Annotated in this window: 11 protein-coding genes; 2 read left to right on the top strand and 9 right to left on the bottom strand. The window is 69.5% G+C overall.

All coding sequences use genetic code 11. The features are described 5' to 3' along the window. Nucleotides 1-78: 78 nt before the first annotated feature. The 3 genes from FPZ11_RS07530 to FPZ11_RS07520 are packed head-to-tail and all read right to left on the bottom strand — an operon-like array spanning nucleotide 79 to nucleotide 4,449. Nucleotides 79-2,187, bottom strand: a complete 2,109-nt coding sequence (locus FPZ11_RS07530) for a primary-amine oxidase (protein ID WP_146319707.1) — start codon at nucleotides 2,185-2,187, stop codon at nucleotides 79-81. A gap of 4 nt (nucleotides 2,188-2,191) precedes the next feature. Next, nucleotides 2,192-3,448, bottom strand: a complete 1,257-nt coding sequence (locus tag FPZ11_RS07525) for a multidrug effflux MFS transporter (protein WP_146319705.1) — start codon at nucleotides 3,446-3,448, stop codon at nucleotides 2,192-2,194. 17 nt (nucleotides 3,449-3,465) lie between these two features. Next, on the bottom strand, nucleotides 3,466-4,449 hold the full coding sequence (locus tag FPZ11_RS07520) for an alpha/beta hydrolase (RefSeq protein ID WP_146319703.1): 984 nt from the start codon (nucleotides 4,447-4,449) through the stop codon (nucleotides 3,466-3,468). A gap of 309 nt (nucleotides 4,450-4,758) precedes the next feature. Between FPZ11_RS07520 and FPZ11_RS19760 the strand changes: the two genes are divergently transcribed. Next, the gene (locus tag FPZ11_RS19760; RefSeq protein WP_246846590.1) at nucleotides 4,759-6,408 is read left to right on the top strand and encodes a pyridoxal phosphate-dependent decarboxylase family protein; all 1,650 of its coding nucleotides are present in this window, start codon (nucleotides 4,759-4,761) and stop codon (nucleotides 6,406-6,408) included. A 264-nt stretch (nucleotides 6,409-6,672) separates the two neighbouring features. Here the strand turns inward: FPZ11_RS19760 and FPZ11_RS07505 are convergent, their stop codons facing one another. The 4 genes from FPZ11_RS07505 to FPZ11_RS07485 all read right to left on the bottom strand — a co-directional run bounded on the left by FPZ11_RS07505 (nucleotide 6,673) and on the right by FPZ11_RS07485 (nucleotide 12,983). After that, nucleotides 6,673-8,421 (bottom strand): DUF222 domain-containing protein, encoded by a 1,749-nt coding sequence (locus tag FPZ11_RS07505; RefSeq protein WP_146319701.1) that lies wholly within the window; start codon nucleotides 8,419-8,421, stop codon nucleotides 6,673-6,675. Between the two features lie 439 nt (nucleotides 8,422-8,860). Further along, complete coding sequence (locus tag FPZ11_RS07495) at nucleotides 8,861-10,588, bottom strand: amidase (protein WP_146319699.1); 1,728 nt, start codon at nucleotides 10,586-10,588, stop codon at nucleotides 8,861-8,863. Nucleotides 10,589-10,932: 344 nt separating this feature from the next. Then, on the bottom strand, nucleotides 10,933-12,102 hold the full coding sequence (locus FPZ11_RS07490) for an NYN domain-containing protein (RefSeq protein WP_146319697.1): 1,170 nt from the start codon (nucleotides 12,100-12,102) through the stop codon (nucleotides 10,933-10,935). Between the two features lie 86 nt (nucleotides 12,103-12,188). Next, nucleotides 12,189-12,983, bottom strand: a complete 795-nt coding sequence (locus FPZ11_RS07485; protein WP_210415980.1) for an alpha/beta fold hydrolase domain-containing protein — start codon at nucleotides 12,981-12,983, stop codon at nucleotides 12,189-12,191. A 206-nt stretch (nucleotides 12,984-13,189) separates the two neighbouring features. Here FPZ11_RS07485 and FPZ11_RS07480 point away from each other — a divergent pair, with 206 nt between their 5' ends. Then, on the top strand, nucleotides 13,190-14,098 hold the full coding sequence (locus FPZ11_RS07480; protein ID WP_146319695.1) for a CE1 family esterase: 909 nt from the start codon (nucleotides 13,190-13,192) through the stop codon (nucleotides 14,096-14,098). On the opposite strand, the gene FPZ11_RS07475 is transcribed toward FPZ11_RS07480, so the two are convergent. After that, nucleotides 14,083-14,511, bottom strand: a complete 429-nt coding sequence (locus FPZ11_RS07475; protein ID WP_146319693.1) for a pyridoxamine 5'-phosphate oxidase family protein — start codon at nucleotides 14,509-14,511, stop codon at nucleotides 14,083-14,085. The genes FPZ11_RS07480 and FPZ11_RS07475 overlap by 16 nt on opposite strands. Before the next feature lie 36 nt (nucleotides 14,512-14,547). Continuing rightward, nucleotides 14,548-15,474 carry a phosphotransferase gene (locus tag FPZ11_RS07470; RefSeq protein WP_146319691.1) on the bottom strand — a complete coding sequence of 309 codons (927 nt, stop codon included), beginning with the start codon at nucleotides 15,472-15,474 and terminating at the stop codon, nucleotides 14,548-14,550. Nucleotides 15,475-15,479: the final 5 nt, after the last annotated feature.

The following is a 15,479-nucleotide window of genomic DNA, read 5'->3' as shown; positions in this document are numbered from 1 at the left end:
GGCGCGGTGAGCGCTCCCATCCATTCTATTTCCGACGACTGGAGATAATCGACGCAACCCGCGCCGGGGGTGTCGCGGTCACCCGCAGTGGCACGCCCCTCCGCCGTCGTCGCACGAGCACTGGGAGTGCGCCTGCGACGATTCCGGGATGTCCATGGCGGGGTTCACGTCGCTGAAGCCGTACGGCTTGAACCAGAATCCCGCGTAGTCGACGGGCATGATCGGCCAGTCCTCCGGACGCGGAATGTGCGTGAGCCCGAACGTGTGCCACACCACGATGTCTTCGCCGTCGAGGCCGCGGTCGTCTGCCGTGTACGCCGGAAGACCAGCGCCGCCTGCGTGCGCGTTCGGGTAGCGACCGGCGGGCCAGCGCTCGTCCCTGTCGTACGCGGTGCCCCACAGGTGCTTCGTCGCGAACGCGGCCCTGGCCGCGACCGACGACGCGGGATCCGCCATCAGCAGCGCCGTCGGCTGCGGAATCAGGTGGTAGGCGGTCGGCTTGCCGACGTGATTGGTGCGCGTCGTGGACTGCACCTCCCAGACGCGGGCGACCGAGGCATCCGCCTCCCGCTGCGCCTGCAGCTCGCTGGTCAGCGGGGTCTCGGTCCAGGTGAACGCGTTGCCGAACGGGTTCGCCTCGCCCATCGGCACGCGTGCGGCGTCGACCTCGAGCAGGCGGTTGCGCTCGCCGTCGATCGCCACGTCGAGGCGCGCGCAGAACAGGTGCTGGTGCACCGGGGCGAACACGCCGGGCGCGATCTCTGGCGCGTGCGGGTTGGTCGATCCGGGATGCCCCGCCCCGACGAACACGATGCCCGTCGCCTTCGCCTCCACCTGGATCGAGCCGTCGAGGTAGAGGTACCAGTAGAAGCCGTAGTCGTAGTTGCCGATCGTGGCGAAGTACGACACCACGAGCCGGCGGGAGCGGCGCACGTGCGCGTTGCCCTCCAGGTCGGTGTGCTTCATGAAGATGCCGTAGTCCTCTTCGTGCATGCACACCACGTTCGGGATCTTCACCGCGTGTCCGTGGTCGTCGGCGACGTACCCGTCGAAGTAGCGGATCACGCCGAGGCAGTCGCAGCCGAGCTCGAGCGGGTTCGCGTTCTTGCCCAGCAGATACTCTCCGGCGTCGAAGTAGCTGATCCAGAACCGGGTCGGCGCGGTGTCGCCGTAGGGCACCACCATCTCGGGCACGCTCGCCCTGGCCAGCACGGACCGGCCGTTGAACGACACGTCGTTCAGCACGAGTCCCTCGCGGGCGTTGAAGCCCACGCGCAGCGACCAGCCCTCCCATTCGACGTGCGAGCCGTCGACCGTGAAGCTCGGGCCTTCCGGCTGGGTGATCTCGATGGGCTTGAGGGAGTCGCGGGCCGGGCCCACGGCATCCTCGTCGTAGTTGCCGCTGCCGGCGGGCACCGGGATGTCGCCCTCGTCTTCGATGCGGATGACCTCATTCGTCACCAGGTCGACGTGCACGATGAGGCCCTCGACCGGATGCGCCCACGGCGAATCGCCCGGGAAGTCGCGCAGGAACGTGAGCGAGCGGATCACGCGTCGCCCCACCTCGTCGGCGCGGCCGGTGAACCCGGGCGCCAGCGGCGAGCAGAACGCGAGCTCCATGCGGTCTTCGAGGCCGCGACGGCGCATGGCGGCCTGCCACAGCGGCGACGCCTTCACGATCCCCTCGGCGCGCTCGTACTCCTCGAAGAGGTACTGCGGCTGACCGAAGGGTTCGTGCGCCGCGTCGTACTCGCGCGAGGAGACGACCTCGCCTCGCGTCACCGAGACGACGGCCTCGGTCACGGTTCCGGTCGCCGAGTCGAGCAGCGTCACGTCGACGCGACGGTCGATCGGGTCGCCGGGGTTCCACGCGGCGAGCTCGGCCTTCGTCGGCTCGTCGGGCAGCAGCATCGGCACCCTGGTCGCATCGGTGATGAGGCCGGCATCGACGAGGATGCCTCGTGCGGCTTCGATCTCGTCGCCCGTCAGCGGGTCGAGAGGATGCTCCGCCACGGTGGCACCGTCATCCGTCTGCCCCTGCGCGCTCGCGTCGCGGTCGCCGCGGTGTCTGTTGTCGCCGTGATCGTGGCCACCGTGACCGTGCTCGTGATGGCCGTGGCCGTCATGGCCACCCCGCTGCGGCTCGCCGGCAGTCGCGTCATCGGTCAGCTCGTCATTGGTCGCCATCGAATCAGTCTCCCAAGAGTTCATGCATGTCGGCCGTGCCGGCGGCAGGCCGTTCATTCTGTGGCAGAGGGCGTGCACGCTGGAGCAAGGCCCTGGCTGCAGGACGCACTCCGAGCCAGCCGATCAGTGCGCCGAGCGCGCTCGTCACCGTCATGGTGATCGCCATGGTGGCAGCGCTCGTGCCCAGCATCGCCACGAGCGGGGTGACGACGGGCCCGAGCAGGAACATGCCGGAGCCGAGGAACGCGGCCGCCGTTCCGGCGCGGGCGCCGTGCCTGGTGAGTGCGAGGGTGGAGCCGTTGGGCCCGCCGAGGCCGGTGGCGAAGAGGAACACCGCCAGTGCCGCGATCACCCCGGCGACGCCCATGCCGGCGAGAGTTCCGACGAGGAACGCCGACGCGGCGAGCAGCGTGGCGGTGACGCCCGTCAGATACATGCGCAGTGGTCCGGCCCGGCGCACGATGAGCCTGCTGAGCTGTCCGCCGCCGATGTTCGCGATGGAGTTGAGCGCGAACACCACGCTGTAAAGCTGCGCGGTGAAGCCGAACTGGTCCTCGAACACGAAGCTCGACATCGACAGGTACGCGAAGAAGGCGATGCCGCCGAGCGCGCCCCCGAGCAGAACGGAGACGAAGAGCCGGTCGCGCACGACCGAACCGATGTTGGTGCCGAGCTCGCGCAGGCCGCCGACGTGGCGGGCATCCGCTCCCAGCGTCTCCGGCAGCGCGAAGAACGCCAGCGCGACGAGCAGCACACCGAGCCCGGCGAGCACGCCGAACACGCCGCGCCAGTCCATGAAGAGGGCGAGCTGGCCGCCGATCAGGGGAGCGACGATGGGGGCTGCGCCGGAGACGAGTCCCAGCAGCGACAGCATGCGGGAGAGCTCGACCCCGCTGAACATGTCGCGGGCCACGGCGAGCGAGATGACGATGCCCGCCGAACCCGCGACGCCCTGCAGTGCTCGCGCGACGAGCAGCAGGAGCACCGTCGGCGCCAGCGCGGAGGCCAGGGAGAGCACCGCGAAGCAGGCGACGCCCACGATGAGCGGACGTCGCCTGCCGAACCGGTCGCTCAGCGGGCCGGCGATGAGCTGGCCGACGCCGAGACCGATCATGCACGCAGACATCGTGGCCTGCGCCAGTGCATCGGACGTTCCGAGGCTCGCCGCGAGGTGCGGCAGCTGCGGCGAGTAGAGGTCCATCGAGAGCGGACCGAACGCCTCGAGAAGTCCGAGCACGAACATGGCCCGCAGGGGGCTCATGCGTGCGGATGCCGCCCTCATACTCCCAGCACGCGGCGCAGCCACGAGAAGCGCGCGGCCAGCGCTGCTTTGGTGAGCTCGCTCTCGGGCACGTACATGTCGAAGCCGTGCGATCCGCCGGCCCACACGTGCAGCTCCGCCTGGCCGCCGGTCGCCCAGATGCGGGTGGCGTAGTCCACGTCTTCGTCGCGGAACATCTCCGATGCGCCCACCTCGATGAACGCGGGCGGAAGGTTCGCCAGGTCGGTCGCGCGCGACGGTGCGGCGTAGGCGGGGGCATCCTCGCTGTACGCGGCCTCGCCGAGCACGCACGACCAGGCGAGCAGGTTCGCGTCGCGCTGCCAGGTGCCGATGCCGTCGTACTGCAGGCTGGCGACGGTGCTGTTGGTGTTGTCGAGCATGGGGCACAGCAGCAGCTGTCCGGCCATCGACGGGCCCTTGCGGTCCCGGGCGATGAGCGCGACCGCCGCGGAGAAGCCGCCGCCCGCGCTGCCGCCCATCACGACGATGCGCTCGGGGTCGACTCCGAGCTCTGCGGCGTTCTCGGCCAGCCACACGAATCCGGCGTAGCAGTCCTCGACGCCTGCAGGGTAGGGGTTCTCGGGGGCGAGGCGGTACTCCACGTTCACGCCCACCACGCCGAGCTCGTCGACGATGTCGATGACGCGGCCGGCCTCCCAGTTGCGGTGGCCGACGATCATGCCGCCGCCGTGGATGTTGTACACCGCCGGCAGCACTTCGCCCTCGTGGCCGCGCGGACGGTAGATCGTCACCTCGAGATCGGGTGCGCCGGCCGGGCCGGGGATGACACGGTCTTCCCAGTCGATCGCGCGGGCGCCGATGATGGCGTCGTGGCCGGGGAAGGCGAACTCGGGGCCGCCGCGCAGCGTCTCGCGGGTCATCGGAGGCATCTGCGGCATGGCGTCGAGCACCGCCTGCACCTGCGGGTCGAACGGAACGGGCGTGTGCTGCGGGTGGCCGACGGCGATGGGGGTGCTCATGGGTGTCCCTCCTTGGACGGGCGCACTTCGGTGTACGCGTTATTCTACTAATGTAGACGAAACGCTCGTCTCGCCGCACTCCCGTGCTCCTCTCGTGGCGCCACGGTGCTCGCCTCGTTGCAGCAAGGTGCTCGTCTCGTCGCACCACCGTGTTCGTCCCGTCGCGCCACGGTGTTCCTCTCGTGGCGCCCCGGTGTTCCTCTCTTCGCACCACCGGCCAGTGGTTCTGCCACCGCGCTGTCCCGGGTGATCATGGAGGGACCGGCTCACGGCATCCCGCTGTGCCCGGCAGTCGAGGGAGAGTGCGAGATGAGCCGTGACGACCGGATGCACGCGGTCACCGACGAGACGGCGGTGCTGGTGGATGCCGTGCTCGGCTACGCCCGCGAGCGAATGCTCTCCACCGACACTCCGCTCGATCACCCCGCGACCGCCGCCGACCTCGCGCGGCGTGCCGGGCGCACGGTCACCGAAGAGGGCATCGGCGCCGAGCGTGCGCTCGAGGTGTTCGGCGAGGTGCTGGCGCCCGCGTGCATCACTACGGATCATCCGGACTATCTGGCCTTCATCCCGACCGCGCCGACGAAGGCCGCGACAGCGTTCGACCTCGTGGTGTCGGCCACCGCGGTCTACGGCGGGTCGTGGTTGGAGGGTTCAGGGGCTGTGCACGCGGAGAACGAGGTGCTCACGTTCTTGGCGGCCGAGTTCGGACTGCCCGATGGCGCGGGCGGTGTGTTCGTGCAGGGCGGCACGCTCGGTAATCTCTCCGCGCTCGTGGCCGCGCGAGAGTCTGCGGTCGCGCGACGTCGCGATCGTGGGGGCCGTGCCGGCCGAGCGGGCCGATCGGGTTCGGCAGCGTCCGCCGAGCCGTCAAGCGGCACGTTCGCACCGTCGGACGATTCCGCTGCACCCTCGGACGGCCGTACCGGGACATCGGTCGAGCCTGCCGCTCGGCCGGACGACTCACCCACGGCAGCGGATGGCTCCATCAGACCGGCCGGCGAGTCCATCGATCGGTCCGGCGGCTTCACCGCCGCGCCGGATGGCTCCACGGGGCCTACCGCCGAGTCCACAGCGCTCCCCGACCACCCGACCGCCTCCCCGGGCCGGTGGGTCGTGGTCTGCAACGCGGAGGCGCACTCCTCGATCGCGTCGGCGGCGCGCGTGATGGACGTCGACATCGTCACCGTCGACCCCGGCGAGTCGGGTGTGCTCACCGGGGCGGCCGTGCGACCCGTGCTCGAGCAGTACGGCGAGCGGGTGTTCGCCGTGGTCGCCACGGCCGGCTCGACGAACTTCGGCATCGTCGACGACCTCGCTTCGATCGCCGCGCTCAAAGACGAGTTCGAGTTCTGGCTCCACATCGACGGCGCCTACGGGCTCGCCGGAATGCTCTCGCCGCTCGCGCGGCCGTACTTCTCCGGTGTGGAGCGTGCCGACTCGCTCATCGTCGATCCGCACAAGTGGCTGTTCGCTCCCTTCGACGCGTGTGCGCTCATCTATCGCGATCCCGAGGCGGGACGTCGTGCGCACACGCAGCACGCGGAATACCTCGACACACTCACCGAGGCGGTCGAGTGGAGCCCGTCGGACTACGCGGTGCAGCTCACGCGTCGCGCTCGTGGCCTGCCCCTGTGGTTCTCGCTCGCATCGCACGGCGCTGGTGCCTATCGGGATGCCATCACCTCCTCCATCCGGCTCGCTCGCCGTGTCGCGGACGAGATCGAGTCCCGTCCGACGCTGCACCTGGTGCGCCACCCTCAGCTGTCGGTCGTGGTCTTCGAACGCGACGGCTGGTCGAAGGAAGACTACGCAGCGTGGTCGACACGTCTGTTGGATGCCCAACGCGCGTTCGTCACGCCGAGCTCGCATGCCGGTCGCCCGGCTGCACGTTTCGCGTTGCTCAACCCGCGCACGACCTTCGAGTCGCTGGTGGGCATCCTCGACTCGATGGAGTAGTGGTTGTTCCCGAAGCAGCGGTCGCGGCGCAGGTACGTTCCGCACATCGCGAGAGTGCTGTCGTGTGCCACATGCCGTGGGTGGGGGTCCTGGCTTCGCTGGGCAGTGCTGTCCGTCGGTGCGCGACAGGCGTCGCGGCACAATGCCGTCCGGCATCTTCGCCCGGTACCCCGGCAGTCTTCACCCGGCATCGCCGCCAGCGCTGCGTTTCAGGGTCGCACGAGTACCGGGACGCTGCGCCTCCCTGGTGTGCGGGCCTCCGCCTTACGTTCGCAGTCTCGGGGCCGGCAACGTCCGTCCGCGCTGTCGTGTCCGGATCGAAGGCTCACGAACTGTGGTGTACCGGCTTCGGCAGTGCGAACTGCGCCCCGCACCGTCGGCGACGCGAGAACACTCGGGCTTGGGCGTTGACACGGACACGAGCACAGGTGCAGGTGCGGACACCGACACGCGTGTGGGCGCGGACGCTGACACGGGTGCCGGGTCAGGCGCAAGTGCAGTCGTCGGCACTGGCCTTCGCGTCGGCCACCCCGGGGACTTGCTCTCGAGTCGGATCGGCATGCCGTCGTGGTCCGAGCCGGGAGGGGGAATCAGGTAATACTCGCATCCGGTTCGCATGATCCGCCCGCGGTTGTTGTGCAGGCTCAGGTGGTGGAAACGGCACAGCAGCACGCCGTCGGCGACGTCTGTCTTGCCACCTTCGGACCAGGGCTCGATATGGTGCGCCTCGGCCTGCCACGCAGGCTTGTCGCAGCCGAGCCAGAGGCATCCACCGTCGCGGGTGCGAAGCACGACGCGTTGCGCCGGCGTGAAGGTGCGCTGCGTGCGCCCGAGGTTGAGAGCTCTGCCGAAGGCGTCGCAGGAGATGGGTACAGAACCGGCTTCACAGAGCGTCGCTTCGATCACGACGGAAGGCACCGCGGCATCGGAGCCTTCGAGCTGACCGGTGGCAGCGGGCATGCCCTTCGGATCCACCGTCGTGATGAGTCTGACTCCCGGCCGTTCGGTGCAGAACACGGTCGACTCGTCGCAGGCGGCGCCTGCGCGGAGCACGTCGATGAGGGTGTCGAACGCGAGCTGTTCGTTGGTGCGCGGGTCATCGGTGAGTTTCTGAGCCCAGTCCCTGTCTTGCTGCGACACGAACCTCGGCCCGCTGCGGCGAGGGCTCAGCGCCAGGTCGAGAAGCTGGGACAGGAACACTCCTGACACGTCGTCACAGGTGCCGGCGAACTTGACGGCGCCGTCATCGCGGCTGGTCCAGGTGTGGAAGGAGCGATTCTCGTAGCGCCGCAGATAGCGTGCCTCGACCCCGGAGGGATCGACGCGATCACGGATGATGCGCGCGAGCCTCGTGAATTCGTCGACATCCGCGCGCTGGGCGAGCGCGATGAGCTCGCGGGTCGCCGACAGCCTCTCCGCGGATCCGCACCGGTCGGAGAGTTCGCCAACGATCCGCATCACGACGAGCGCGTGAGCGGGGGAGACCGCGCCCTCCGAGGTGGCCGCCGAAAGAGCTGATTCCCAGGTCACCGCTGGCGGAGGGCAATGCTGTGCGTCGCCCGTCTCGCCTGCACCGACCATCTCGCCTGCAGCGACCATCTTGCCACCGTCAGCGATCCCGGGTTCGCCACTCGCTGCGACGGAGAGCTCGGAGGATGCCGCCTCCGCTTCGCCGAGAAACGCGCCCAGCTTGACCTGCCGCGCCGCTTCGCCCCGCCCCATCCCCGTCAACGAACGCACGAATTCCGCCGCACCGCGGTGGCCTTTGCGCTGTGCAAGGCCCGAGTGTCCCAGGGCGCGCTCCGACCTCTTCGCGATCTCGCCCGCTGCCATTGCCGAAAGCCGCTCCGCCTCTGAGCGGATGCGGGCCGCATCGGTGAGCAGCCTCTCGAGCTGTGCGTCATCGAGTGCACTCATGGCGGCGGAAAGGGAGGCATCAGGAACGCACGCAGGCTGGAGGGTCTCGATGAGACGAGTCACCGATTGCTCGAGCCGGAGAGTGTGCGGAACCATGTTTGGATTCTAACAGTCAGAATCGTAGATAGATACGAATGTGGGGAAGCTGATCAGGGTGAGTGTTGGGGACGGAGAGACATCGTCTGGTACACGAGAGCGACGCAGTCTGGTAAAGTTTCGAATAGAGATTCGAAAGAGGGAGAATGATATGAAGAGCGATGGATTCGCGCGACCAAAGATGCATGCTCTGAGGCTTCAGACAGAGATCAACGCTCGAGACCAAGCGACCTCGCGCCCCAGCTGGCGGGTCTGCTGGAAGAGGCGCACCTGATGTGTGTCGCGCAACGCATCGGCGAGCTCGTCACGGTCGGCGGACTCGGACCCCAGGCACTGCCAGAAAGGACCGGAGCGGCGGCTGAACAGCCACGCTCTGGTCGCGCCCTCCGCGGCCGCGCGTTCGAGCGCGAAGCGCGCAAGCGAGCTGCCGCGCCCGCGCTCACCGAATCCGCGGCGTCCGCCCCGGCTCCGAGCGCCGCGCGCCCGTCGCCTCGAACGCCGCGGCGAGGGTGAGCAGTGCCGTGTCGTCGTACGCGCGAGACGCGAACGTGAGGCCAACGGGCATCCCGATGTCGGCCATCATTCCCATGGGAACGGTCACCGTCGGAATTCCCAGGTGCCGCGGCACGAGGTTGCCGTTCGCGACCCACACGCCGTTGCGCCAGCCGAGGTCTGCGGAGGCGGGGTTGACGTCCATATCCGCCGGCCCGACGTCGGCCACAGCGGGAAACACCACGGCGTCGAGCTCGAGCCGGTCCATCCACCGCTCGAGGTCGATGCGTCGGGTCTCCTCCAGCCCGCGTACGCCGCTCTCGAGGTGCGGAATGTCGGTGAACGAGGCATAAGGATGCTCGCGCACGACCCCCGGGTACTCCGCGATGTCATCCTCGAACCCCGTGTACCGGTCCGGAAGAGCGCCGGGCGGCGGCGGGAAGATGGCTGCTCCGTCGACCGTGGCGAGGCCATCGAGCCGCGGGTCGCCGTTCGCGGCCAGAAAGTCCTGCCACGCCCATGCAGACAGGTCGACGATCTCGCGCCGCAGGAACTCCGGCGACACCAGCCCGCGCGTGGCGATCGTCGGCGCGCCGGGCCGGTCACCCTCGTAGTTCGTCACGACGGGGAAGTCGACCTCGACCACCTCGGCGCCCGCGGCCTCGAGGTCGGCACGGGCGGCATCCCACAGCGCCAGCACCGACGCCCTCGTCTCGATGCGCTGCCCCGTCGATCCGCCGATGCCGCCGTCGACGGCGGTGCCGGCATCCTGGTCGGCATTGACATACATGCGGGGTACCCCGAAGCGCTTGCCGCGCAGCCGCTCGCGAGCCTCGTGCGGCGACGCCGGTGCGAGCGCCGGGTACGACGCGGGCCGCAGCTCCGAGGCCTGCGGGATGCGGACCCACGGCTGCGCCCGCCAGAAGTCGCCTCGTGCGAACTCGTCGTCGGCCACCACCACGTCGAGCACCTCGAGGAGGTCCGCCATGGTGCGGGCGTGCGGCACGACGACATCCATCGTGGGCACGAGCGGCCAGTTGCCGCGCACCGAGATCACGCCGCGGGAGGGCGTGTACGCGCACAGCGCGTTGTTGGATGCCGGGGCCCGCCCCGACGACCACGTCTCCTCGCCGAGTCCGAACGCCGCGAAGCTCGCCGCGGTGGCCGTGCCCGAGCCGTTGGACGAGCCCGACCCGAACGCGCTTGTCAGCCATTCGGCGTTGTAGGGGCTCTCCGCGCGCCCGTAGAGTCCGCGCTGCATGCCGCCGTTGGCCATCGGCGGCATGTTCGTGAGGCCGATGAGCACGGCCCCGCCCGAGCGCAGCCGCTCGATCGTGAACGCGTCGTGCTGGGCGACGAGGTCGGCGAACGCCGGTGACCCGGCCGCCGCGGTGAGCCCGCGCGCAAGGTAGCTGTCCTTGGCGGTATACGGGATGCCGTCGAGCGGCCCGAGCGTGCGGCCGGCGGCGCGGCGCGCGTCGCTGGCACGAGCATCCGCCTCCGCCTCCGGGTTGCGCACGACCACGGAGTTCAACGCGGTGTCCGTGCCGGGCGCATCGTAGGCATCGATGCGGGCGAGGTACGCCTCGAGCAGCTCGACCGCGGTGGTCTCGCCCGATTCGAGCGCAGCTCTGAGGCGTGCGATCGGCGCCTCCACGACGTCTATCCGGGTCATTCGTGCTCCGTTCGGTCGGATCCTCGCCCGGCCCCGACAGGACATCGGGGTGAAAACATGCCAGATGGGCATGTTTTCGGGGCGAACGTTCGAATCGTCATGTCGACGGTGAGTCTGGTGAGTGGTTGGTCGGCGGTGGGTCTGGTGAGTGGTTGGTCGGCGGTGAGTCTGGTGAGTGGTTGGTCGGCGGTGAGTCTGGCGAGTGGTCGGTCGGCGGTGAGTCTGGCGAGTGGTTGGTCGGCGGTGGGTCTGGTGAGTGGTCGGTCGGCGGCGGGTCTGGTGAGTGGTTGGCCGGCGGTGATGCTGGGAAGCATTCGTCCGGCAGTGATCGGCAGCGGCCCGTGTCAGCCCTTCGCCCGCCGCGGCACGCGCTTCGCGACCGGCGCAGGCTCCGGCGCGGGCTTCAGCCGCACGAGCTGCGTGGTGCTGCTGTCGTCGAGGTCGGCGATCTCCGACCTCGACTTGATGAAGTCGGAGAACGACCGGTAGCCGAGCTGCTTCTCGCTGAACGACGGATCCATGCGCTTGATCTGCGATTTCACCGCCGAGCTGTGCAGCCACTCCGCGTCGTCCTTCTCGTGGCCGATGCGCAGGGCGCGTTCGAGCAGGCTGGTGGCCTCCTGCTGGCGGTCGCGCGAGGCATCCTCGTCATCGTCGTCCTGCGCGGCGTCCGTGCTCGACGCGCCAGCGGCAGCGGCGCCGGCGGATGCCTTGGAGCTCGTCGTCGCGCCGCTCATCGTCACGCCCGAGCCGGCTCGCTTGCCGCGGCTCGACGACTTCGTCGAGGCCTTGGCACCGTTCGGCTCGGACGTCTCGGCGTCGCCCGATTCAGAATCAGAGCTCGGCACGGGCTCCTCGCTCGCCGTGGCGGCGCCTGCCGTGGCCGACTTCGACGAGGAAGCGCGCTTCCTGGTCGCCTTCGGCGCCTCGGCCGGCGGCTCCGGATGCTCGATGCCCGGCAGGGCGTCGTACGAGTAGAACTCGTCGCAGGCTGCGGCGAGCGAGCGCGCCGTCGAACCGGCCACGCCGATGCCCACCACATATCGCCCGAGCCGCTTGCAACGCTGTGCGAGCGGAACGTAGTCGCTGTCGCCCCCCACGATCACCACATGGGTGAGGTCGGGCAGGCGGAACATGTCCTCGACGGCATCGACCGCGAGCCGGATGTCCGCCCCGTTCTTCGCATACGCCGCCGCTGGGAACAGCTGCACCAGGTCCACAGCGCGACCGACGAGCTGGTGGCGGTAGTCGGCGTTCACGCTCGCCGACCAGTCGGCGTATGCCCTGGTGAGCACGAGCGTGCCGAACGATGCCGCGAAGTCGATGATCGCGCCGACGTCGACCTGCGCCGCCGCGAGCCGGGCGGCGACCGCGGAATCGGTGCTGTCGGCGTCGGACTGCCGCACCCTGTCTCGCATGAACGCGCCGCGACCGTTCACTTGGTCGTAGCGCGAGATGACGATGTTGTCGAAGTCGATGTAGACGGCCACGCGGCTGTCTGAGGTCTCGGCCATGGCATCCTTCCGCCGCCCGTCGCGCGAGGCGCGGGCACGCTTCGAGCGTAGCCGCGCCTCGCGCCGACCAGGGGTATGTCCGGGTCTTATCGCCGCAGGTGCCTGGCGAAGAACCTCGTGTCGACCTGCGCCTCCGGCACGCGGAAGTGGCTGCCGGGAAACACGTGCAGCGTCTTGTCCGACGAGCCGAATGCGTCGAACAACGCGAGTCCCGACTCGCGGCCGAGTTCGGCGTCGTCCCACGGCAGCAGGATCTCGACGGGGATCGTGACCCGACTCGCGGCATCCAGCAGCTCGTCCGAGGCGAACACGCCCCCGAAGATCGCCGCCGTGATGCGCGCGTCCTGCGCCGCGAGTCGGATGCCGATCTCGCTGGCCAGCGTCATGCCCTGGAACCCGACCGACACGTCGGGCTCGACCTCCGGCAATGCCTGCAGAGCGTCGAGGGTCGCGCGCCACTCCGGTACCGCGCGTTCGGCGAGCGACCCGTTGAACTCCGACACGATGCCCGCGATGGGCCGGCCGGCGTCGCGGGCCAGCACCATGGCGTCGACCCATCGCTGATCCTCGTCGGAACGGGGGCGTTCGCCGTGTCCCGGCGAGTCGATCGCGACGACCGTGAAGCCGTCTCGCATCACGGCTGCCCTGGCGCGGCCGACGAGGCCGGGATGCCGTGCGTGCAGGCCGCCGCCATGGCCCATGAGCAGAAGCGGCGCGGCATCCGTCGCCGCTTCTGCCGCCCACAGCACGCCGGCGACGCCGCCGAGCCGGAACGGACGCTCGAGGATGCCGTCGGCGGTGGTCGGCGGATCGAACTGAAGCGAGGAGGAAGAAGCCGAAGAAGCCGAAGAGGAAGAAGGTGAAGAAGAAGTGATGTTCATGGTGTCGTCCTTGGAGAGTTCGCTGTCGACAGCGCTCCCCGCGACACCTAACTCGGCCGCCGGGTCGTGGAACGCAGGGGAGCACCCTGTGCGGATAGTGCGCTCATGGGTCTCACCCCCTTCAGGAATCGGTTCACGACCGTCGGGCAGGTTAGCACGCTGCGGGCATTCCCTCTAGGTTGTCTCTGGCGAAGACGGGAGAGCGCGTGGCGCACGGGTCGAACGAGCACGGTCTGGTCGAGCAGCACGTCGACCTGCGAGTGGGCGACAAGGACAGGCGGATGCTCGTGGTGCGGCCCGAACGCCCGCAACCGGGTGCCCCCGTGGTGCTCGCGTTGCACGGTTCCAATCAGACGGGCGGGGGGCTGCGCCGTTTCACCGGTGGGCAGTTCGATCGGTTCGCCTCCCGCGATGGCGCGGTCGTGCTCTACCTCGACGGTCACAAGAAGCACTGGAACGACGCCAGGGTGTCGATCGACTTCGCCGCTCGACTCGAGGACTACGACGACGTGGAGTTCGCGCTGACGGCCATCGACTGGGCAGCGGCGAACACGGGGGCCGATGCCGCGTGGGCGCGGGCGGTGGGCTTCTCCAACGGCGGCGCCATGGTCATCCGTCTCTCGCACCAGGCTCCCGAACGGTTCGCTGGTCTGGCCGCCATCGCGGCGACCGTGCCTGCGCCGGAGAACTTTCTGCTCGCCGACACCGAACCGGTGCCCGTGCGGATGCTGTACCTGCACGGCACCGCCGACCCGCTCGTTCCCTACGAGGGCGGCGTAGCCAGCCTCTGGGGCATGAGACCGAGGGGACTCGGACTCTCAGCCGTGCAGAGCGCCGAGCACTCGGCCGCGCAGAACGGAATCGTGGATGCCCCGCAGTCGCGCGACCTCCCCGAAGGCTCCGACGACAAGACGAGTGCGACCGTCACCGACTGGTCTCAGCCAGACCGACTGCCGGTCCGACTGATCACCGTGCACGAGGGCGGGCATACGGTGCCCGGGCGCACCAGGGCGCCCGTGTTGATGGGACGCACGGCTCACGGGTTCGAGGCGGCGGACCACATCGCCGAGTTCCTCGGCCTGACCGACGACCGCCGCGCTCAGAACGAACCGTAGGCGTTCGTCGGAGCGAACTCGTAGATCAGCCGCTGTTCGTCGGCCATGCGTGCGAGGAAGGCGTCTTCGTCGAGCTCCTCGCCGTACCAGTTGAGGCGCCCCGCCGGCCGGTGCTGCATCACGCGGAACAGCTCGAGGTTCTGGTGCGCGGCGTCCGGGCCGTCGAGAACGGTGACGGTCGACTCGATCGTGAGAAACGAGTACCCCTGGTCGAAGACGAACAGTGTGCAGCGCGGGTCGCGGCGAAGCCGCTTGGTGCGCACGCGGCCGACGGTGCCGCTGCTCCACAGCCGCCCGTCCACGAGGGCGACACCGACACGCACCGCCTTAGGCGTGCCGTCTCGTGCGATGGTGATCATGGCCGCCGCGTGGTGCTGGTGCAGGAATTCCCGATACTTCTCGTCGAGCTCCATCTGGCCCTCCGTTCGGATGGGACGGCTCTCTGCGCGTCACGGGCGCGCGAGCACGTCTGCTTCCATGATCCTCTGCAGCGAGCTGATTCCGAGTTCGCTCATGGCCGGGTTGCTCACCCGGTAGTACCAGACCAGCCCGAGCGCCTGTTCGAAGGCCCACGCCGCACCGCGCGCCCAGCGGAGCTCCTCCACGGCTTCGGACTCGTGGATGCCCCGCCGCAGCGCAGCGCGCAGCTCACCGCGCGCCGGCTCCTCGAACAGGTGCCACGCCGCGACGAGATCGAGCGCCGGATCGGCCGGCGCGAACCCGCCGACGTCGACGACGCCCGCGAGGTGTCCGTCGCGCACGAGCAGGTTCGCCGGAATGAGATCGCCGTGCGTCATCGCGTCGCCGTCGAGCCGAGGGAGTCGGCGCAGCCTCGCCCACGCGGAGCGTAGCGCGGGTACGTCGAGCAAGCCCTCGCTGTTCGTCAGGCACGTCGCCATCCACTCATCGTGGGTGCGCAGGTCGCCACCCCGTCCCGTGCCCGTGAACGCTCGCTCGCTCGTGGGTGCGGCGCGCAGCCGCAGGATCAGTTCCGCCAGCTCGTTCGCGAACACCGTCGAGCCCTCCACCGAGTGGGGCGACGCGGGATGCCCGTCGATCCAGGTCGTGAGCGACCACGGCCCCGGGTAGCCGGCCCCTGCACGGCCGATGGCCACGGGCAGCGGGCAGGGCACATCGGAGGCCCCGGCGAACTCGTGCGCGCGATCCGCCTCGAGCCGCTGGGCGGCGAGGGAGGCATCCGGATCGTTGACGACGAGCGGAAAGCGGGCGGCGAGTCCGTCGCCCACTCGGAAGAGGGCGTTCACGGTCCCCGCCCCCTCGACGTGCGTCACCGGCAGATCGCCCCACTGCGGAAACTGCTCCGCGAGCAGCGTGCGCACGGTCGGCACCTCGACGTGCACCTGCGCGTCATGCATCGCAG

Origin of the sequence: Humibacter ginsenosidimutans (genome assembly GCF_007859675.1) — a bacterium.
GTDB classification, from domain to species: Bacteria; Actinomycetota; Actinomycetes; order Actinomycetales; family Microbacteriaceae; genus Humibacter; species Humibacter ginsenosidimutans.
Note: the sequence above shows the minus strand (reverse complement) of the source record. Positions and strands in the feature narration are given on the sequence as shown.